At 72.1% G+C, this 20843-nt stretch carries 15 protein-coding genes; 10 read left to right on the top strand and 5 right to left on the bottom strand.

Annotated features, from left to right (window positions below):
• Positions 1-53 precede the first annotated feature (53 nt).
• Both ML5_RS29065 and ML5_RS29060 read right to left on the bottom strand, forming a co-directional pair.
• Positions 54-947: an AraC family transcriptional regulator gene (locus tag ML5_RS29065; RefSeq protein WP_013285684.1), complete on the bottom strand. Its 894-nt coding sequence runs from the start codon at positions 945-947 to the stop codon at positions 54-56.
• 358 nt (positions 948-1305) lie between these two features.
• Positions 1306-2514, bottom strand: a complete 1209-nt coding sequence (locus ML5_RS29060) for a HEAT repeat domain-containing protein (RefSeq protein ID WP_013285685.1) — start codon at positions 2512-2514, stop codon at positions 1306-1308.
• A gap of 464 nt (positions 2515-2978) precedes the next feature.
• On the opposite strand from ML5_RS29060, the gene ML5_RS29055 reads away from it, so the two are divergent.
• From ML5_RS29055 to ML5_RS29025, 7 genes are all read left to right on the top strand, one after another.
• A complete protein-coding gene (locus tag ML5_RS29055; RefSeq protein WP_236619318.1) occupies positions 2979-4259 on the top strand; it encodes an AarF/ABC1/UbiB kinase family protein in 1281 nt (426 codons plus the stop codon).
• A 42-nt stretch (positions 4260-4301) separates the two neighbouring features.
• On the top strand, positions 4302-5999 hold the full coding sequence (locus ML5_RS29050) for a GMC oxidoreductase (RefSeq protein WP_013477243.1): 1698 nt from the start codon (positions 4302-4304) through the stop codon (positions 5997-5999).
• A 131-nt stretch (positions 6000-6130) separates the two neighbouring features.
• Entirely contained in the window at positions 6131-6946 is an 816-nt protein-coding gene (locus ML5_RS29045; protein ID WP_013285688.1) for a TIGR02452 family protein, read from the top strand.
• Entirely contained in the window at positions 6939-7391 is a 453-nt protein-coding gene (locus ML5_RS29040; protein WP_013285689.1) for an OsmC family protein, read from the top strand. Before ML5_RS29045 ends, ML5_RS29040 begins: the two co-directional genes overlap by 8 nt.
• Positions 7392-7641: 250 nt before the next feature.
• Positions 7642-9111, top strand: coding sequence for a family 43 glycosylhydrolase (locus ML5_RS29035; protein WP_013477242.1), 1470 nt, complete (start codon positions 7642-7644; stop codon positions 9109-9111).
• Between the two features lie 23 nt (positions 9112-9134).
• A complete protein-coding gene (locus ML5_RS29030) occupies positions 9135-10646 on the top strand; it encodes a family 43 glycosylhydrolase (protein WP_013477241.1) in 1512 nt (503 codons plus the stop codon).
• A 56-nt stretch (positions 10647-10702) separates the two neighbouring features.
• Positions 10703-12364 (top strand): RICIN domain-containing protein, encoded by a 1662-nt coding sequence (locus ML5_RS29025; RefSeq protein WP_013477240.1) that lies wholly within the window; start codon positions 10703-10705, stop codon positions 12362-12364.
• A gap of 44 nt (positions 12365-12408) precedes the next feature.
• Here ML5_RS29025 and ML5_RS29020 read toward each other — a convergent pair whose 3' ends face one another.
• The gene (locus ML5_RS29020) at positions 12409-13074 is read right to left on the bottom strand and encodes a TetR/AcrR family transcriptional regulator (protein ID WP_013285693.1); all 666 of its coding nucleotides are present in this window, start codon (positions 13072-13074) and stop codon (positions 12409-12411) included.
• A gap of 105 nt (positions 13075-13179) precedes the next feature.
• On the opposite strand from ML5_RS29020, the gene ML5_RS29015 reads away from it, so the two are divergent.
• Together ML5_RS29015 and ML5_RS29010 are read left to right on the top strand one after the other, a co-directional pair.
• A complete protein-coding gene (locus tag ML5_RS29015) occupies positions 13180-14124 on the top strand; it encodes an SDR family NAD(P)-dependent oxidoreductase (protein WP_013477239.1) in 945 nt (314 codons plus the stop codon).
• 58 nt (positions 14125-14182) lie between these two features.
• A complete protein-coding gene (locus ML5_RS29010; protein ID WP_013477238.1) occupies positions 14183-16423 on the top strand; it encodes a membrane protein in 2241 nt (746 codons plus the stop codon).
• Between the two features lie 42 nt (positions 16424-16465).
• Here ML5_RS29010 and ML5_RS29005 read toward each other — a convergent pair whose 3' ends face one another.
• Together ML5_RS29005 and ML5_RS29000 are read right to left on the bottom strand one after the other, a co-directional pair.
• Complete coding sequence (locus ML5_RS29005) at positions 16466-18805, bottom strand: lysylphosphatidylglycerol synthase domain-containing protein (RefSeq protein WP_013477237.1); 2340 nt, start codon at positions 18803-18805, stop codon at positions 16466-16468.
• Between the two features lie 249 nt (positions 18806-19054).
• Positions 19055-19636 carry a TetR/AcrR family transcriptional regulator gene (locus ML5_RS29000; RefSeq protein ID WP_013477236.1) on the bottom strand — a complete coding sequence of 194 codons (582 nt, stop codon included), beginning with the start codon at positions 19634-19636 and terminating at the stop codon, positions 19055-19057.
• Positions 19637-19687: 51 nt separating this feature from the next.
• On the opposite strand from ML5_RS29000, the gene ML5_RS28995 reads away from it, so the two are divergent.
• A complete protein-coding gene (locus tag ML5_RS28995; RefSeq protein WP_236619317.1) occupies positions 19688-20743 on the top strand; it encodes a hypothetical protein in 1056 nt (351 codons plus the stop codon).
• Positions 20744-20843: the final 100 nt, after the last annotated feature.

Below are 20843 nucleotides of genomic sequence, written 5' to 3'. Positions count from 1 at the left end.
TCGGGCGCCGCGGTGTCGGCACCCCCTCGTCGGGGACGCGCCGTCCTGCGTCGTCAGCTGCCGGTAGCCAGCAGCTGCGGCCGCCTGCGCTGGGCGAGGGCGAGCACCGACGAGGTGAGCTGCAGCGGAGGATCGATGGGGCGAGGTCGCCGCAGCGCGACCTGGAAGGTCCGGAAGGTGCGCCCGCCGCGGACCACGATGGGTGCGCCGCCCGTGCCGACGAACTCCACCTGCCGGCCGTTGTCGCCGAGCACGTCGGACAGCGTCGAGGTCTTGTCGAACCCGAGCGCCACGGCGTGGTACGCCCCGTCGGCCAGCGGCCGGATGCGGCTGAGACGGTTGGTCTCCAGCACGCCGTAGGTCAGCGGGACGTCGTCGGGCTCTTCCGACCGGTACAGCGCCAGCACCGCGCACCCGCCGCCGCTCGGTCCTCCGGTTACGGCGCCGACCGGGCCCGGGGCGCAGTGGCGGTCGGCGGCCGGATCGGTCAGCTCGCTCAGTCGTACCTGGCCGAAGACGGACATCGCGGACCGGAACCGACGCGGCGACATCCCGGTCAGCCGGGTGAACTGGCTGATGAAGGTGCCGAGACTGGAGTAGCCGACGGCCATGCAGACCTCGGTCACCGACAGGTTCGAATTGACAAGGAGGTTCCGGGCCTGAGCCATCCGTAGCGCGGTCAGGAACCGCGCGGGCGTGGTGGAGGTGACGTGTCGGAAGACCCGGTGGAAGTGGAACGGGCTGAGCAATGCGGCCTGGGCGATGTCGGACAGCCGCTGAGGTTCCGAAAGATATTCAGTCATGTATTCGACGGCTCGGGTGACGGAATCCAGCCGGGCCGCGTCGGTAGGATTGCCGAGGCAGACGCCCAGGGTGCTGCACGTCATGAATTGGGCGCAATCCATACAGTTCCCCCCCTGTCGCCATGCTTGATCGGCGGTGGTCATCGTATGGCCTCCCCTAGGATTTACTTGAGCATCGGACGGTGGTCCGACGGAGTCCGGGCGGGCGTCTCTCCTTGCCGCCGACCAGTCCTCATCCGGGCACAAAGGCCCGAGATTCGTACGCCTCCAGGCACTCGAACTGACGTTCTGCCGGCTGCGCCGCTGAGCGTTCAGTCAACAGCTCGTCACGCTGTGCGTATAGTCGCAATCTTGCTAATGTCCTCACCAATGGCGTGATGTCGACGGCGGAAAGACCTGACTGTGGCAAAGACACTGATTGTCGTCATCGGCCCGCCAAAGAATCCACAGATACGGCTCCGGGGCGGCCGGCATTCGCCGTCCGCCCCGGAGACCAATCAGCTCAGTTCATCCAGTTGGTGCGCGGGCAGAACTGCACGCCCGGGATGTCGGCTACGCCGTCCTGGTCGGAGTCGACGTCCCCGTCGAGCGTGGAGTAGATGTCGAGGGAGTTGACGTTGATCTTGCCGTCGCCGTCCCAGTCGACCAGCTTGCCCTTGAACGTGCCCACGATGAACGCGTTGGCGAGCGGCCCCGTGGGGGTGTCCAGGGTGCCGAGGATGCTGTTGCCCGGGAACAGAACCTCCTCCAGCGAGCTGCCCGCCATGGTGTCGAAGTTGACGTACCCCCAGGTGTGCACGCGGCCCCGGACGTAGCGGATGGCCGACTCGCCCTTGATCTGGATCTGCGGGTCGAGGGTCCACTCACCGCTGCGCTTGGCCGCGACCATCTCGTTGCGGTGGCCCAGGCTGTCGTCGTCCGCGCGGCCGGACAGGAAGACCGGGCGCAGACCGCGGGACTCGAAGTAGAAGCTGCCCCGACCGGCGTTGGCGTGGTTCGTCAGACCCCGGAACACGAAGTTCTCGGTGTGCGGCGAGCCGTCGTCGTGCAGGCCGGAGAGCGTCTTGCTGATGATCAGCTTCTGGTTGCGGGTGTCCACGTTCGGGCACGCGTGCGCCTGCCCGTAGCTTCGGGCGAGTCCCTGCGGGGACAGGGAGATCTTGCCCCAGTTGCGGCCCGTCTCGTCCAGGGCGACGTAGACGTCGCAGTGGATGTTGAGCAGGATCGTCTCGTCGAAGGTCCGGTCGCCGTCCCAGGTGAACGACCGGTTGTCGAAGGCCGGCACGCCGGTGCGCAGCTCGGAGCTGAACAACCGCGCCCACTCGCCGACGTCCGCGTCGTCGTCGTCGATGTGCCGCTCGATGACCTGCAGGGCCCGCGGGCCGCCGATCTTCTCCAGCGCCCACAGCGCGTTCCACCGCACCTCGCGGTTCTCGTCGCTGGCGATGCTCTCGGCGATCAGGTCGATCGTCCCGGTCAGCCGGCGGTCCATCGCCTGGTACAGCGACTGCTCGCGAACCATCGGGTCCGGGTGGTGCAGCGCCTCGTACGCCACCTGGTCGTCGGTGCGGATGTCGAGCCGGACGGCGTCCCGGTCCAGGATGTCGCCGAACTCGCTGTTCAGCAGCGCCGGGTCACCCTTGAGGTAATGCTCCCACTGCGGCGCGCGGTCCCGGCCCCCGGTGGACAGGCCGATGGATTGGAGCGTCATTTTCGTGATCACCCTTTCATCTCTGGTGATTGCGGTGCCTGTGTTATGCGTGCGGCGGATCCCGATGCGGAGCAGTCATCGGGGGTTCCGCCTCGGATGGCGAATACGGGCACCGGCTGCAGACCGAGTGCGAACCATTCGCGACCTCATTGCCGGTTCAGGATTCGGGCCGCAGGCGAAGAACCATGAAGCCGCCCGGTGGCGGCCGGCTCCGCTGGCCGCTGCTCCACATGCCATGGCCCCGCCTGCGGTGGTGCCCCTCCAGGGTTGGCAGCGCGGCAGCGCGGCGTCAACCGTCCGGCGCAGCGCAGCAAGAACGCGTAACTGCGAATGCCGGAGAACTGCGAAGTCTTGCTCTCCTGCATTCGAGAAACCCGGTCGGGGGTCGTTGCGAACTATTGTTCCCCCGTCGTCGAGGTCGGGAGAAATCGGTGCGGGAATCAATGTTCGTACGATTGTCACTCGTGGTCCGGGCGGGAACGGTCGCCGTCCTGCTGGCCGGCTGGACCGGCCGGCTCGGCGCCCGTTTGCTGGTTGACGCGTTGCGCCGGACCGGTCCGGGCGGCGCCGGCCGGGTCGCCCCGCGGGAGCGGGTGGCGGCCACGCTCACCGATGCCGTCGAAGGGCTCGGCCCGGCCTACGTCAAGCTGGGACAGGTGCTGAGCACCCGGTCCGACGTGCTGCCTCCCCGGCTCTGCCGGAGCCTGTCCCGGCTGCACGACCGGGTGTCACCGCCGTCCGACATCGCTGCGGTCGTCCGGACCGTGCCGCCGAGGTTGACCGGCTCCGTCGTCGGGGAGGCGTCCGGGCTGACCCTCACGGCGGCGGGCAGCATCGCCTGCGTCTTCCGCGCACGGCTCAGGGACGGCCGCGAGGTGGCCGTCAAGGTGCGGCGGCCGGGAATCGACCGGACCATGAGGCTCGACCTGGCTCTGGTCGGCGCCGTCGCCCGCGCGGTGGGCCGGCTGCCGGCGCTGCGCCGGGTTCCGCTGGCGGAGATCGTCGACCAGGTCTCGGCGGCCGTGTACGAGCAACTCGACTTCGTCCGCGAGGCCCGGTCGCTGACCCGGTTGCGGGAGAACCTGCACACCCTGCCCGATGTCCGGGTGCCGGCCGTCGTGCCCGAGCTGTCCAGCCGCACGGTTCTGGTGACGGAGTGGATGGACGGGCTGGTACGCGACGCCCAGCCGACCGGCGCTCGCCGGACGGCGGTGCTCAACGGGCTGCGGGCCGCCTACCAGATGCTCTTCCGGGACGGCTTCGTCCACTGTGACCTGCATCCGGGAAACCTCTACCTGATGGCGGACGGGACGGCGGTGATCGTCGACGCGGGCTTCGTCCGCTGTCTGACCGACTTCGCGCGCCGTACCTTCGCCGAGTTCTTCTACCACCTCGGCCGCAACGACGGGCGACGCTGCGCCGAGGTCCTGCTGTCGACGGCCCGGGCGCCCGGCGGCGGGTACGACCGGGACGGCTTCCGGGAGGACGTGGTGGCGCTGGTGGCCCGCAACAGCTCGGTCGCGGCCGCGGACTTCGACCTGGTGTCCTTCGCGGCCTCGCTCTTCGCCATCCAGCGCTCCCGCGGCCTGTACGCCGACCCGCAGTTCGTCTTCCCGATCCTCGCCCTGCTGGTGCTCGAGGGCTCGGTGCGCGAACTGGCGCCGGACATCGACTTCCAGGCCGAGGCGGTGCCCTACGTGCTCCGCGGACTCCAGGAGACGGCCTCCCTGACCATGCGCCCCTGACCCACGCGCCCTGACCCACGCGCTCCGAGAGGAGACCGGAACATGGAAACCCACGAGCACGTCGACGCGGTGGTCGTCGGCTCCGGATTCGGCGGCTCGGTCGCCGCGTACCGGCTGGCGGAGGCGGGCCGCCGCACCGTGGTGCTGGAGCGCGGGCGGCCGTACCCGCCGGGCAGCTTCCCGCGTACGCCGCAGGAGATGGGCCGGGCGTTCTGGGATCCGAGCGAAGGGCTGTACGGCCTGTTCGACGTGTGGACCTTCCGGGGACTGGAGTCGGTGGTGGCCAGCGGCCTCGGCGGCGGCTCCCTGATCTACGCGAACGTCCTGCTGCGCAAGGACGAGCACTGGTTCGTCACCGAGGATCCGGTGCCCGGCGCCGGCCATGAGAACTGGCCGGTGACCCGGGCCGACCTGGACCCGCACTACGACCGGGTCGAGCGGATGCTGGGCGCCAGCCGGTTCCCGGCCGACCGTCCGCCGTACCGCTCGGTGCCCAAGGCGGCGGCGATGAGGACGGCAGCCGAACGGCTGGGACTGGCGTACCAGTACCCGCCGCTCGCGGTCAGCTTCGCTCCGGGGCCGGGCGCGGAGCCGGTCCCGGCCGCGCTGATCGCCGAGCCGGCGTACGGCAACCTGCACGCCGCGCCGCGCCGCACCTGCCGGTTGTGCGGAGAGTGCGACATCGGCTGCAACGACGGCGCCAAGAACACCCTCGACCACACCTACCTGTCGGCGGCCCGGTGGCACGGCGCGGAGCTGCGGACCCGCGCCGAGGTCCGGTCGATCCGCCCCCGGCGCGGCGGCGGGTACGAGGTCCGGTATCTCGTCCACGACCCGGCCGACGAGGACCGGCGGAGCGACGGCCGCGCCCGGCCGGGCAGGACGATCACCTGTGACCGTCTGGTGCTCGCCGCGGGCACGTACGGCACCACGTACCTGCTGCTGCGGAACCGGCACCGGCTGCCCGCCGTCGGCCCGGCACTCGGCACCCGGTTCAGCGGCAACGGTGATCTGCTCGGGCTGATCCGGCCGCCACGTCGCGGCGACGCCACCCGCTTCTCGGCCAGCCGCGGGCCCGTCATCACCACGGCCATCCGGGTGGGGGACGCGCACGACGGGGACGGCTCTCCGGGCCGCGGCTTCTATCTTCAGGACGGCGGCTATCCCGGGTTCGTGGACTGGCTGGCGGAGTCGTCCCGGCTGTCCGGCGCCCCGGCCCGCCGGCTGCGGTTCGCTGTGGACTGGCTGTCGGCCCGGCTCACCGGCTCGCCCCGCAGCGGTCTGGGCGGGGGACTGGCCCGGCTGCTCGGCGACGGCCGGCTCTCCGCCGGCTCGCTGCCGATCCTCGGTATGGGACGGGACGTGCCGGACGGCGTGTTCCGGCTGCGCGGCGACCACCTCGACGTGGACTGGACGACCCGGACCAGCGCCGGCTATTTCGCGGCGGTCCGGTCCACGATGCGAGCGGTGGCCGACGTCCTGGGTGGCCGCTACACCGACAACCCCGCGTGGTGGCTGCGCCGGGTGGTCACCGTCCATCCGCTCGGGGGCGCGCCGATGGGCCGCCACCGGGGGGACGGGGTGTGCGACGGGCACGGCCAGGTGTTCGGTCATCCCGGGCTCTACGTGCTCGACGGCTCGGCGATGCCCGGGCCGGTGGGACCGAATCCGGCGCTCACGATCGCGGCGGTGGCCGACCGGGCCCTGGACCGGCTGCTGGGGGAGCCGGCGGGGCGGTAGCCCTCGGTCCGCGGTCGGGACCGGCTGCACTTGACCCGGCGAGCCGACCGGCGGCGGCCACTAATCGGTTGCCCGACGCGGCAGGGACTGCCTAGATTGCCGATCATGCACGACATCGGCGGGTATGCCGGATGAGTGGCCGTCTCCGCGAGATCGCCCGGCAGACGGTCGCGATCACCGAAGCCGGACGCTATCGCAACAATGCCGGCGAGGACATCGCGATCGAAGCGGCGGTACGCGCCGCCGTCGCCGGCACCCGTGAGCACCTGCCGGACGAGGTCCTCCACGTCGACGGCGCGAAGCCCGGCACCGGCGACCTTGAGGTGACGCACGAGTCGACGTTGCAGGCGGCCCGCCGGCTCGGGCCCGGCGCGGCGTGTCTGGTGTTCGCGTCGGCGAAGAACCCGGGCGGCGGGTTCCTGGGCGGCGCGAAGGCGCAGGAGGAGAGCATCGCCCGCGCGTCCGCGCTGTACCCGTGTCTGCTCGCGGCGCCCGACTTCTACGCCTTCCACCGGGCGCAGCGGGATCTGCGGTACAGCGACCGGGTCGTCTACTCGCCGGGCGTGCCGGTGTTCCGGGACGACAAGGGCGACCTGCTCGACCAGCCGTACACGACGTCCTTCCTGACCGCGGCGGCGCCCAACCTGGGCGCGATGGTGCGCAATCAGCCGGAGCACGCCGCGGACGTGCCGGCGGCGCTGGGCCGGCGCGCCCGGCGGGTGCTGGAGGTGGCGGCCGCGCACGGGCATCGGACAGTGGTGCTGGGCGCGTGGGGGTGCGGGGTGTTCCGGAACGACCCGGCGACGGTGGCCGGCGCGTTCGCCGACGCGCTCCGGGTGGTCGACCGGTTCGACCTCGTGGTGTTCGCCGTTCGTGACGGGTTGCCGGGCACACCGGTGTACCGCACGTTCGCGGAACGCTTTTCGGTAGGTTCGTCGCATGAGTGACGACACCTTCCGGTCGGTGGAGATCGAGCGCACCAGCGTGGGCAGATACGTCGCGCGCAACGCCCGCGGTGGCGAGCTGTCGATGGGTACGGGGGAGGACGCGACCTTCACGCCCGTGGAACTGCTGCTGGCGGCCCTCGGCGGCTGCACCGCCGTGGACGTCGACCACGTGACCAGCCGGCGCGCCGAACCGACCCGGTTCGCCGTCACGGTGAGCGGCGACAAGATCCGTGACCCGGAGGCCGGGAACCGGATGGAGAACCTCACCGTCACGTTCGCGGTGACGTTCCCGGACGGCGCGGACGGTGACCGGGCACGAGAGGTGCTGCCGCGTTCGCTGCGGCAGTCGCACGACCGGCTCTGCACCGTGTCCCGCACGGTGGAGCTGGGCACTCCGGTCTCCATCGTGGACGCGAACGACCCGGGTCCGGCCGACCCGCGCTAAGCCGGCGACGCGGCTCCGGCGTGCGGCCGGAGCCCTGTCAGCAGCTCTGTTAGCGCTAACTAACCGCCCGCGCCGTGAGACGAGTGCGCCGTGATGTGACGTCGGGCGGGAGCGGAAATCAGCGAGACCTTGACAGATATCGATGTTATCGACAACATGACCGGTAACCCGGACGTAACGCCGCCGCCATCATCCTTCGCCCCCGATCGTGCTTCCGGGAGCCGGAGGCGGCCGAGCGCAGGAGGTTTCGGTGACAGGGACCGCTCGGACGACGCGTACGGCCGCGGTCGTGGTCTCGGCGGCGGCCGTCCTCGCCGCGGGGGTGGTGGCAGGGATGCCGCCGGCGTCGGCGGCGACAGTCGACACGTCCGCGTCGTACGTCGTCGTGAACCGGCACAGCGGCAAGGCGATGGACCTGTACGACTGGTCGACCGCGGAGAACGCGCCGGTGAACCAGTGGACGCGCAACGACCTCGCGGTGCAGCAGTGGCAGTTCGTGGACGCCGGCGGCGGGTTCTACAAGGTGCGATCCCGGCACAGCGGAAAGGTGCTGGAGTTGCCGAACGGCGGCGACGGCACGCAGCTCGTGCAGAGCACCGACCGCTCGTCGGCCACCCAGCAGTTCCGGTTGCAGGACTCCGCGGGCGGGTTCGTGCGGTTCGTGAACCGGCAGTGGGGCAAGGTCGTCGACGTGTGGCAGTGGTCGACGGCCGACGGTGGCCGGCTGGCCGGCTACGCCGATCTCGACGGCGCCAACCAGCAGTGGCAACTGATCCGGCTGGGCGGCGGCACACCCACCACACCCGCGCCCACCACCCCGGCACCGACCACCCCGGCGCCCGCCTACCCGCAGCCCGGCCGGGTGACCGGGGACATCGGCGTCCACGACCCGACTGTGGTCAAGCGACCCGACGGCACCTACCTCGTCGCGCACACCGGTGACGGCATCGCGCTGAAGACCTCCGCCGACCGGATCGCCTTCCGCAACGCGGGCGCCGTCTTCCCCGGCGGCGCGCCGTGGACCACCACCTACACCGGGGGAGCGCGCAACCTGTGGGCGCCGGACCTGTCGTACCGCAACGGGCGCTACCACCTGTACTACTCGGCGTCGACGTTCGGTTCCAACCGCTCGGCGATCTTCCTGGCGACCAGCACCACCGGGAACTCCGGGAGCTGGACCCACGAGGGGCTCGTCGTCGAGTCGCGGACCACCGACGACTTCAACGCCATCGACCCGAACCTCACCGTCGACGACCAGGGCCGCTGGTGGCTCACCTTCGGCTCGTTCTGGTCCGGCATCAAGATGATCCCGATCGACCCGGCCACCGGACGCCGGCTCGGCACCGCCATGTACGCGCTCGCCAACTACGGCCCCGGCATCGAGGCGCCCGTCCTGGTCAAGCGCGGCGCCTGGTACTACCTGTACGTCTCGTTCGACAGATGCTGCCAGGGCGCCGCCAGCACGTACCGGATCATGGTCGGTCGCTCGGCGAGCCCCACCGGGCCGTTCGTCGACCGCGCGGGCCGGGACATGCTCGCCGGGGGCGGCACGCAGATCCTGGCCTCGCACGGCAGCGTGCACGGCCCCGGCCACCAGGCGGTCCTCGCCGACACCGACGGCGACGTCCTCTTCTACCACTACTACGCCGAGAACGGCGCGTCGCTGCTCGGCGTCAACCGCATCGGCTACGACGCCGCTGCCTGGCCCTACGCGTACTGAACCGGCCACCAGGGAGGGCGCGCATGTCGCCTCGTCACCTTCGCCACCCGGCCCGCCGCACGGCCGCCGACCCGGCCCGCACCGCCGACCCGGCCCGCCGTCGTCTGCGGCCGATCCTGGCCGCGGCGCTCGCGATGCTCACCGCGTCCGCCGGTCTCACCGCGCCCGGCCCCGCGCAGGCGGCGCCCGCTGTGAACTACGCCAACCCGCTGGTCGACCAACGCGCCGACCCGCACATCGTCAGGCACACCGACGGCTACTACTACATGACCGCGACGGTGCCGCAGTACGACCGGATCGTGCTCCGGCGGGCCACCACGCTGCAAGGGCTGGCCACCGCCACGGAGACGACGATCTGGCGCCGGCACACGAGCGGCGAGATGGGCGCCCACATCTGGGCCCCGGAGATCCACTTCATGAACGGCAGGTGGTACGTCTACTTCGCCGCCGGGCGGACCGACGACGTGTGGCGGATCCGGATGTACGTGCTAAAGAACGCGAGCGCGAACCCGCTGACCGGCTCGTGGACCGAACGCGGCCGGATCACCACCCCGTGGGACACCTTCAGCCTGGACGCCTCGACGTTCGTGGTGAACGGGGTGCGGTACCTGACCTGGGCCCAGCAGGAACCGGGCATCGCCACCAACTCCAACGTCTACCTCGCCCGGACGGGCGCCGAACCGTGGCAGATCACCGGCCCGGTGGCCCGGCTGGTCGTGCCGGCGTACGACTGGGAGACCCGCGGTTACCGCGTCGCCGAAGGACCGGCTGTGATCCAGCGCAACGGCCGGGTCTTCCTCACGTACTCGGCCAGCGCCACCGACGCGAACTACTGCCTCGGCATGCTCACCGCGTCGGCCGGCGCGAACCTGCTCGACCCCGCCTCCTGGAGCAAGAGCCCGACCCCGGTGTTCGCGAGCAACGCCGCCACCGGCCAGTACGGCCCCGGCCACAACTCCTTCACCGTCTCCGAGGACGGGCAGAGCGACATCCTCGTCTACCACGACCGCAACTACCGGGACATCAGCGGTGATCCGCTCAACGACCCGAACCGGCGGACCCGGATCCAGAAGCTGTACTGGAACGCCGACGGCACGCCGAACCTCGGCATCCCCGTACCCGACGGCGCCACACCGGTCCGGTTGCGCTCGCACGATCTCCCGGCCGCCTACGTCCGGCACTACGACTACCGGGCCCGGGTCGAACCGAACGTCACCAACCTCGCCGACTCGCAGTTCCGCCTCGTCCCCGGTCTCGCAGGCGCCGGATCGGTGTCGCTGGAGTCGACGAACTTCCCCGGTTACTACCTGCGGCACCGGGCCTTCGCTCTCTCCGTCGAACGCGACGACGGCTCGGCCCTGTTCGACGGCGACGCGAGCTTCCAGCGCCGACCGGGCCTGGCCACGACCGAAGGGCTCTCCCTGGAATCGCAGAACTACCCCGGCCGGTACGTCCGCCACCGGGACGGACTGCTCCAGCTCGAAACGGCGGGTACGGGCGCGGACCGGGCCGCGGCCACGTTCCACCTGGAGTAGGCGCCCCGACAACCGCTGCGCCGGACTCGGCGTACCCCTTTCTCGGAGGTCGAACGATGCTCAACCCCGCAGTGACGTCGCCGCCCGGCGCCCGCCGGGGCCGGCGCGCCGGCCTGGCGCTGACCCTGGTGGCGGCGCTGGCCGCCGCGATCGGCGTGGCAGTGGTGGCCGCGCCGTCGGCGCAGGCGGCCACCATCGACACCAGCGCCTGGTACGTGCTCGTCAACCGCAACAGCGGCAAGGTCCTCGACGTCCGGGACACCTCGACCAGCGACGGCGCGGCGATCCAGCAGTGGTCCCGCAACGACGGCGAGTGGCAGCAGTTCCAGTTCGTCTCCTCCGGCAGCGGCTACTACCGCCTCCGTGCCCGGCACAGCGGCAAGGTGGTCGACCTGTGGGAGTGGAACGTCGCGGACGGCGCGGAGTACCGGCAGTGGCCCGACCTCAACGCCGCCAACCAGCAGTTCCAGGTGCGCGACTCGGACGGCGGCTACATCCGGCTGATAAACAGGCACTCCGGGAAGGCACTGGAGGTCTGGGAGAGGTCGACCGCCGACGGCGCCCGGGTCAGCCAGTACGCCGATCTCAACGGCACCAACCAGCAGTGGCAGATGGTCCGGGTGGGCACCGGCGGCACGCCGACCACGCCGCCGCCGTCCACCGGGTGCGGCAGCGGCTCCTACCAGGCCGAGGCCGTGCTGAACGGCGGCACCTGGACGGCCCGCAACGGATCGTCGACCGTGTACTCGGGCGGGGACATGCTCGCCGCGATGCAGGCAGCGGTGAACTCCCTGCCGGCGGGACGGACCGCGAAGCAGCGGGTGGTGGTGCGCGGCTCCGGGTCGATGAGCGCGGGGTCGCGGTTGTCGCTGCCGTCGTACACGACGCTCGCGGTCTGCGGCACGATCAACGTGACCGGCTCGGGGTCGGGTGACTACGCGCCCGTGTACTCGCGCGGGACCACCGACGTCGAGGTGCAGAACCTGACCCTCACCGGGGCGCCGCTGTACGGGATCTTCATGCGCAACGTGAACAACCTGACGCTCGGCCAGATCGACATGCGGCTGTCCGGCGGCCTGGGGGTGCGGATCGACAACCACGGCGGCGACCGGGCGGTCAAGGTGCGCAACGTGCGGATCGACACCGTGTACGTGTCGGGGACCGGCGCGCACGGCGTGGAGACGTACGGCGTGGACGGCCTGACGATCGGCACCGTCACCGCGCGCAACACCGGCTACTCCGGCCTGCTGCTCAACGACACGATCAACGCCACAGTCGGCACCGTCGACGCGCAGGGCGCCGGCACCGGAACCGGGTACGCGGCGTTCCGGATGGCCAACCGCAACGGCCGGGTCGGCAGCTCGTACCCGACGAACATCCGGGTCGGCACCGTGATCGCGTCCGGCGGTGGCCGGGGGGTCTTCTGCGTGTCGGAGTCCGGCGGCGCGGTCATCGACCGGGTGACGATCTCGAACACCGGGAACAACTCGATCCTCGTGGAGAACTGCTACAACGTCACCATCGCCGGGGTGTCCGGCACGGTGACGGGCGGTGGTGAGGTGCGGATCGCCTCGCGGACCGAGTTCCCGATCTCCTCCGGTATCCGCTTCCAGAACCTGACGGTCACCAACACGAACATCACCCAGAGTCCGTGCGGCGGGGCGAACAACACGATCAGCAACGTCACGCGGGTCAACTCGACGCTGACCTGGTGCTGACGGTCCGGCTGCCCCGCAGCGCCGGTGGCGCGCGGGGCAGCCGGTCAGGCCCGGGGCAGCACGCCCAGCAGGGTCGCGGTCAGGGCCATCGTCAGCGAGTCCGCCATCTCCAGGTGCAGGCGGGCCAGTTCGGGCTCGGCCCGGTAGGCCGCCGCGAGGCTCGGCGGTGGTGTGCTGTACGCCGACAGCGCTCCCGCCAGAACCATGGTCTGGAGGCTGAACAGCATCGCGTTCCCGCCCAGCTCCGGCAGGTATTTCCGCATCAGGTCGGTCATGGTCGCCAGGCGGTCCAGAGAGGCGCGCTTGTAGCGGGCCACGACCTCGACGGAGACGTTGTGCTCCAGGACGCTGCCCTGTGCCCCGAAGAGGTCGCACATCACCGATCGGCGGGCGAGCGAGCGGCTGACGATCCCGGCCACGGCGGTCGCCCGCTCGGCCATCGGCAGGTTCGCGTCGACGCCGTCGGCCAGCTCGTCGGCCAGCTCGGTCAGCCACTCCCGCAGGTAGCGGTCCAGCAGCTCCAGCAGCACCGCCTCGCGGGACTCGAAGTAGCGCAGCACGTTCGGCTTCGCCAGGCCGACCCGGCGGCTCAGCTCGTTCAGCGTGACGGCGGCGACAGGCATCTCGTCGAGCATCGCCGACGCCACGTCGAGGATCGCCCGCCGGCGGATCTCCCGCTGCTCCTCGGTCCGGGCCCGCTGGAAAGTCACGCCCGCCAGCCTAACTTAGGTACCTCCGGTACGTTGACAACATACCGGAGGTACCTTAACGTCTACGGCACAAGATACTTCCGGTACTTTAAGTGGAGGCGTGGCATGGACGAGATGTGGACGACGGCGGACATCCCGGACCAGCGCGGGCGGGTGGCGGTGGTGACCGGGGCCAACACCGGACTGGGGTACGAGACCGCGAAGGCACTGGCCGAGCGCGGCGCGTCGGTCGTGCTCGCCGTCCGCGACGTCGGGAAGGGCGAGCGGGCCGCGGCCGGCCTCACCGGCGACGTGAGCGTGCAGGCGCTGGACCTGACCTCGCTCGACTCCGTCCGCACCGCCGCGGCGGCGCTGCGGTCCCGGTTCGGCCGGATCGACCTGCTGGTCAACAACGCCGGCGTGATGTACACCCCGAAGCGGACCACCCGCGACGGCTTCGAACTCCAGTTCGGCACCAACCACCTCGGCCACTTCGCGCTCACCGGGCTGCTGCTGGACCTGATGCTGCCGGTGCCCGGCTCACGCGTGGTGACGGTCAGCAGCACCGGCCACCGCATCCGGGCCGCGATCCACTTCGACGACCTGCACTTCGAGCGCTCGTACGGCCGGGCCGCCGCCTACGGGCAGTCCAAGCTGGCCAACCTGATGTTCACGTACGAGCTGCAACGCCGGCTCGCCCCGTACGGCACCACTGTCGCGGTGGCCGCGCACCCCGGCATGTCCAGCACCGAACTCGCCCGCAACACCCCGGCGGCCCTGCGGCTCCCGCTCACCTGGCTCGCGCCGCTGATCACCCAGACACCCGCGATGGGCGCGCTGCCCACGCTGCGGGCCGCCACCGACCCCGCCGTGCTCGGCGGCCAGTACTACGGCCCCGGCGGACGGTACGAGGTGAAGGGTCACCCCCGGCTGGTCACCTCCAGCCCGCAGTCGTACGAGGTGGCCGTCCAGCAGCGGCTCTGGGCCGTCTCCGAGGACCTCACCGGCGTGCGGTTTCCCGTCCGGTCCGGTCCGCACCCGGTTACCGCCGCCGCGGCCGGCATGAGGTGACAGCGGCCCTCTGTTCCGCGTTCGGCAGCGCGGGGCGGGCCGTCTTTGTGACGCTTCGATGGTGGAGATACCCGGCGGCGACAGAGGCGTCGAGCTGCGCATCCACGGGGTGTCCGGTGCGTCGGCGGAGACGATCGTCGACCATCCGATAGTGGTGCGTGTGGCCGGCGACGGGCACGCCGGGTTCTACCGGGTCCGGGAAGGGCTCGGCTCGGCCGGCGGCGCGACTGCCGGGGTGGTGGTGGAGGCGTACCGGTGGGGAACCCTGACCGCCGGGGTGGCGGTGCGCACGGCGTCGATGCTGGTGCTGCTGCCGTTCATGCTGAGCAACCTGGCGGTGTGGATGCGTTCCACGCCGGTGGACCGCTGCGGCCTGCTCGGCGGGCTGTGCCGCCTGCTGGCCGGATCGCTGACCGTGGCGTTCACGCTGGCGCTGGTCGGGGTCACCATGAACCTGACCGGCTGGCAGTGCGTCCCGTACGCCGAGTGCCGGGAGGGGAGACCGTACCTGTCGTGGCTGGTGGCGTTGCCGATCGGCCCGCGCCTGGCCGTGCTGGCACTGGTCCCGCTGCTGGCGCTGCGGGTGTTCTGGGCCGTCGGGAAGCGGTCGGCCGCCGCTTTCGAGGGCTTCGGATCGGCCCCGCCGCGCGGGCGGTTCCTGGAGTCCACCGGGAGTCTCGCCGCCCCCGGGGTCTGGCACGACGAGCAGATGACCTCGTGGCTGCGCCAGATCCACGTGGGTCTCGGTGCCGGCACCGTCGGCGTCAGCCTCGTCGTCGCGGTGTCGCACGGCCGGTGGGGCGCCGTCGCCGTCGGGCTGCTCGGCCTCACCGCCGGGCTCGTGGTCCTCTGCGCCGTGCTGCTGACAGTGACGGTCCCCGCCGGGCGGGCCGGGCCGTTGCGCCGCGTGGTCTGGATCCTGGTCGCGGTCGCCACCGTGTCGAGCCTGGGGTACGCCGTGTCCCGGCGGGAGGTTCCCGTGCCGGCCGGGCAGATGCCCGGCTACGAGGGCGCCGTCGCCGGTCTGGTCGCGGCGCAGGGCCTGATGCTGGTCCTGATCGCCGCGGTGACGCTCGTGCGCCGGCGCGCCCGGCCGGCCGGTTCCCGCGCCCTGCTCCGGGGGCTCGGCACACCGCTGGTCGCCGCCATGTCGGTCACCGTCGCCTCGGCCTACACGGCCACTCTCGTGTTCCGGACGGCGGACCAGCTCGACCGGGGCCGCATCCCCGACCCGATCCGGAACAACCCACCCGCCCTGGGCCCGCTGGAACCCCCCGTCGGGTACTGGTGGGCGGCGCTGGCCGGGCTCGCCGCTCTGCTGGTCGTCAGCGCGGCGATCGCCGTCACCCTGCCGGTGGCCCGGCGCCGGCGGCGGGCGTACGCGCGGCACGTGGTCGAGCACGACTATCCCGACGCGCCCACCGAGGCGACACCACGACTCGACGCGGTCCGCTCCACGATCGCCCGGTCCTTCGTGACCGACGAACTGGGGCCGACGTTCGTGGCGTTCTTCGTGATCTCGTCGGTCGGGCTCGCCACCGTCGCGCTCGACCTGATCGGGATCGGCCCGACCCAGCTCGTCGCCCGCCTCGGCCGCCGGCACGACACGCTCGCCGTGCTGACCGCGTACGTGACGGACGTCGGCATCTGGGCCATCAGTCTGCTCGTCATCGGGCTGCTGATCCTGGGCTACCGGGCGTACCGGTCGCCGGAGACCCGCCGGCTCGTCGGCGTCCTGTGGGACCTGGGCACGTTCTGGCCGCGTACGGTGCACCCGTTCGCGCCGCCGTGCTACGCCGCCCGCGCCGTACCGGAGCTGGCCCGGCGGGTCTCCGCGCTCGCCGCGCAGGGCCCGGTGGTGATCTCCGGACACAGCCACGGCTCCGTCCTGGCCGCCGCCACCGTCCTGCAACTGCCGCCGGAGGCCCTGCCCCACGTCGCGTTGCTGACCCACGGCAGTCCACTGCACCGCATCTACGCCCGCCTCTACCCCGCCTATCTCGGTGAGGAGGCGCTGCGCGACGTCGGCGACCGGATCGGCTGGCGCTGGCGCAACCTGTGGCGCGACACCGATCCGATCGGCGGCCCGATCTTCGCCGACCCGGGTCTGCGGGCCCACCTGCCCCCGGCCGCCGAGGCGGTCGACGTCCGGCTGCGGGATCCGCGCAGCGTCGTCGTGGAGGCGCCGGACACCGTGCCGCCACCCGTCGAACGCCACTGGCACTACCACAACGAGCCGGAGTACCGGGAGGCCGTGCGGGAACTCGTCGACGACATCCGGGCCGGTGCCCCCGGCTGAGGCCGCCCCGCGTACCGCCGCCGGCCGCCGCGACTGTGGCGCTCACAGCAGCCGGCGGCGGGTCAGGAGCCGGAAGGCCACATACCCCGGCGGTACCGGGAGCCAGAACGTCGCGAGACGGTAGATCAGGGTGCCCGCGACGGCGGCGTCCAGTGGCACTCCGTAGAGCAGCAGCCCGGAGACGAGCGCGGCCTCGGTGGCGCCGAGCCCGCCGGGGGTGGGCGCGGCGGACGAGACTCCCTCGCCGACGAGGCAGACCAGGATCACCGGGGGCAGGTGCGCGAGGGGGAGCGGGCCGGTGGCGAGAAGCGCGAGGTAGAGACAGAGGCCGTAGGTGAGCGTGAGCGCCGTGGACGCGACGACGAGCCACCACAGGCCGTGCTGACGGGTCAGGGCGCGCAGGGCGGTGACGACCTGGCCGGCCGCGTCGCGTCCGCGCCGCCGGAGCCGTGGCGCGGCGAGGACGGCCGCCAGGACGAGCAGCACAGCCAGGGCGCCCAGCAGCAGCGGTATCGCCCTGGTCGCGTCATGGGTGAGGATGCGGGCGGGCCGGCGGGCGAACGGCAGCAGCACCGGCAGGAGCAGCACGACCGACACCGCACCGGCGGCGCGGGAGACACCGACGGCAGTGGCCGCGTCGGCGGTGGTGAGTTCCCTCTGGTGCAGGTACCGCAGGCTGAGCGCGGCGCCGCCGAGGCTGCCGGGAGCCAGCCGGTTGGCGAACGACGCGGCCACCTGCACCAGGGTGGCCTCGCCCAGCGGGATCCGCTTGGCCGCGGCGAGCCGGAGCACGACGCCGCTGAGCAGGTAGGTCAGGGCTGAGCCGAGCAGCGCCGCGGCGACCGCGAGCGGATCGGCGTGCAGGATCAGACGCGCCGCGGTGCGTATCTCGCCGAGCTGCGGAAGCAGCAGGTGCACGATCAGCCCCAGGATCAGCAGCTCCAGGACGGTGCGGCGGTTGAACCGGACCACCTTCGCCGCCGGGCGGTCGCGGTCGGGGCAGCGCCGCACGATCTCCTGACGGAGGCTGTCGAGCATGCCGGGACGGCCGCGCAGGGCGCTGCGGCCGGCGCGGGACAGCACCGCGGGTTGCAGGAACGGCACGCTGTCCGCGACCGCCGCGGCGCCCAGACGGTCGACCGCGGCGGCGACCACAGCGGCGGGGTCCACCCGCGTGGACAGCGCGACCATCAGCTCGACGACGTCACGGGCCCGCTGGTCGGCCGGGGCGTCGTCGGCGGCGAAGCCCAGGTCCACCAGGTAGACGTGGTCCCGGCCGACGAGCACGTTCGCGGCGCGCAGGTCGCGGTGTGCGATGCCGGCCCGGTGCAGGCGACCCACCTGGTCCCACGCGTCGCGCACGGCGGCGGGCGGGACCGGTCCGACGACGGCGTGCAGCGGGGCGGCGTCGATGAACTCCTGCACCAGGACGGCGTCCCCGCCGGACATCGCGGCGGTCGTGACGACCGCCGGGATCCGCACGCCTCCGCGCTCGGCCAGCAGGGTCATGCAGGTTTCGTGTTCGCTCTGCTGGCGGGCGCTCAGATACGGGGGCGCGTCGGCCACGTGCCGGTACCGCGCCCGGCGGTAGAGCTTGTAGGCCCAGTCCGCGTCGCGTTGCTCGCCGCCGGTCACCTTGACGAACAACTGCCGCCCGCCGGTGGTGACCGCCCGCCACGGCTGCGAACCCCGGGCGTCACCGTGGATCGGCGTCAGCCCTGCCACGTCGATCCCGCGTCGCCGCAGCGCCGCCCGCAGGGCGGGCACCGACCGCTGCGGCCCGACCTCGCCGACCACGAGCCGTGTCACGCAGACCGCGAGCCAGCCGACGAGGAACCCGCCGAGCACGTCGACCGGCAGGTGCGCCCCGACGTGGATCCGGGCCCCGGCCACCAGGGCGATCGCCACCCAGGCCGCCCGGCGCCACCGGGTGCCCCCGGCCCGCGCCGCGACGAGCGCCAGGGCGGTGGCGACCGCGACGTGTCCCGAGGGGTATCCGTACCGTCCGGTGATCGTCTCCCGCAGGACCACATCGGTGAGCAACGCCGCCGGCCGCTGCCGGGCGACCGCGGCCTTGGCGGCGACCGCGAGCCAGTACGCCAGGTTCCCGGCCAGCAGCAGGCTCCACGCCGTGCCGATCCGGCGGGCCAGGACGGCCGCGGTGGCGGCGACGAACACCGCCGGGTAGGAGCCGAGCTGCATGACCAGGACCAGGACCGGAGTCAGCCCGGCGGGAAGGTGGTTGAGGAGGGCGAACAGGTCCCGCTCCCAGGGCGGCACCCGGCGGCTCCGGACGGCCGCGCTCAGCGCTGCCAGCAGACCGGTCGAGGTGGCCAGGCTGACCAGCAGGGCGGGCGACGGGCGATGCGTACGCGCTGCCACCGGTCCTCGGCCGCCCCTCAGTCGGCGCAGATGCCTGCTGTCGATCCGAACCCTACGGATCGCCGACCCGGCGGATGCTCCGGTTCGCCACCGGTCAACCCGTTGGGGGCGACGATCAGCTGGTGGTGGACAAGGCGGTGGAGACGCTCGTCGGGCTGCCGCCGGTACGGCCCGGGTGTGCTCGCCCGCGCTCCACGGGTGCTGCGCCGGCGCCTCGACATCGCGCGGGTCCGCCGATGAACTGTGGCGTCAGCCGCGACCACGTACCAGGGGCAGGAACACCTCGTCCACGATCTCGACCAGCACCTCGTCGGGGACGGACGGGACGCCGCGCATCGCGTACTCGGCGCGCAGCAGCATCATCGGTACCGTCGCCACCCGGTGACGGACGGCCGCCGCAGGCGCCTCGCCCCGGGCCGCGGCCCGTTCCAGCATCCCGGTCCACGCACGGTCCATGGTGTCGGCGCCGGATCGTTCGCGCATGAGCGTGAGCAGCTCCGGATCGTCGGCCGCGGCGGCGAGCAGGCCGCGCAGGACGGCCCCGTGCGGCGACGACCACGTCTCGTTCGCGAGCCGGAGCATCTCGAGCGCGTCGCCTCGCAGCGTGCCCGTGTCCGGATTCGGCATGGCCGCGTCGGACAGGTGGCGGTACGCCGCGACGCCCAGCGCCGCCCGGTGCGGCCACCGGCGGTAGATGGCGTTCTTGTTGGTTCCGGCGCGGGCGGCCACCCGGTCCATCGTCATCCCCGCGTATCCGGACTCGCGTAGTTCCTCCGCCGCGGCCCGCAGGATCGCCTGTTCCAGTTCCTCGCCCCGTCGCCTCCTGCTCATGCCTTGCAGGGTACGCGCCGTACCTTATAGGGTACGCGTCGTACCCTAAGAGTGGAGTTCTCGATGCGCGTCTTCGGCATGAACTACGACACCGGCTTCGTCAGCGCCGGATCCACCACCCACGAGCCGTTCGACCCCGACGTCGTGCGCAGCGACCTGCGTGTCATCCGCGACGAGCTGCGCTGCGACGCGGTCCGCGTCACCGGCGGCGTGCAGGACCGGCTGGAGCTGACCGCGCGGCTGGCGGCCGAGGCGGGGTTGGAGGTGTGGTACTGCCCGTTCACCAACGGCCTGGACCGCGACGGCCTCATGGCGTTCCTGCTCGACGGCGCCGAGCGGGCCGAGCGGCTGCGGCGTGACGGCGCCCCGGTCGTCTACCTCACCGGTTCCGAGATCTCCCTGTTCACCGACGGTTTCCTGCCCGGCCGTGACCTGACCGAGCGCATGGCGGTGTTCACCGACCCGATGCGGATGCGGGAGGCGGTCCCCGCCGCGCGGGCGGCGGTGCGCGACTTCCTCGCGGAAGCGGTGCCCGCGGTGCGGGAGCGCTTCGGCGGCCCCGTCGGGTACGCCTCGATCCCGCTCGAGGACGTCGACTGGACGGCCTTCGACATCATCGCCAGCGACGCCGGCTACCGTGACGCGACCAACTCCGCGGTGTTCCCGCAGTCCCTGGCGGCGGCCGTGGGGCAGGGCAAGCCGTACGCGGCGACCGAGTTCGGCTGCTGCACGTTCCGCGGCGCGGCCGACGTCGCGGGCGCGACGGAGCCCGTGGCCTACGACGAGCACGGCCGTGCGGCGAAGCTCACCGCGGAGCTGGAGCGCGACGAGGAGGGCCAGGCACGCTACCTCGTCGACCTGCTGCGCGACTACGAGGCCGGCGGGGCGGAGGCGGCGTTCGTGTACACGTTCGCGAACCGGCACCTGCCGACCACCGGCGACCCCGAGCACGACTACGACCTGGCGTCACGGGGGATCGTGCGCGTGCTGCCGGACGGCTCGTGGACGCCCAAGGCCGCCTTTCACGCCCTGGCCGAATATGGCCGCGTCCGTGCGCTGAGCCGGACCGAATTCGGTGGTGGTGGTCGCGGCGGACGGGCAAAGTAGGACTGCGCACCGGCGGCGAGCGCCGCCACCACGACTGTCACCAGGAGAAACAATGCGAGCAGCTTCCACGCTTCGGACCCTTGCCCGTCCTACCGTGGAG

Origin of the sequence: Micromonospora sp. L5 (genome assembly GCF_000177655.2) — a bacterium.
GTDB classification, from domain to species: Bacteria; Actinomycetota; Actinomycetes; order Mycobacteriales; family Micromonosporaceae; genus Micromonospora; species Micromonospora aurantiaca.
Note: the sequence above shows the minus strand (reverse complement) of the source record. Positions and strands in the feature narration are given on the sequence as shown.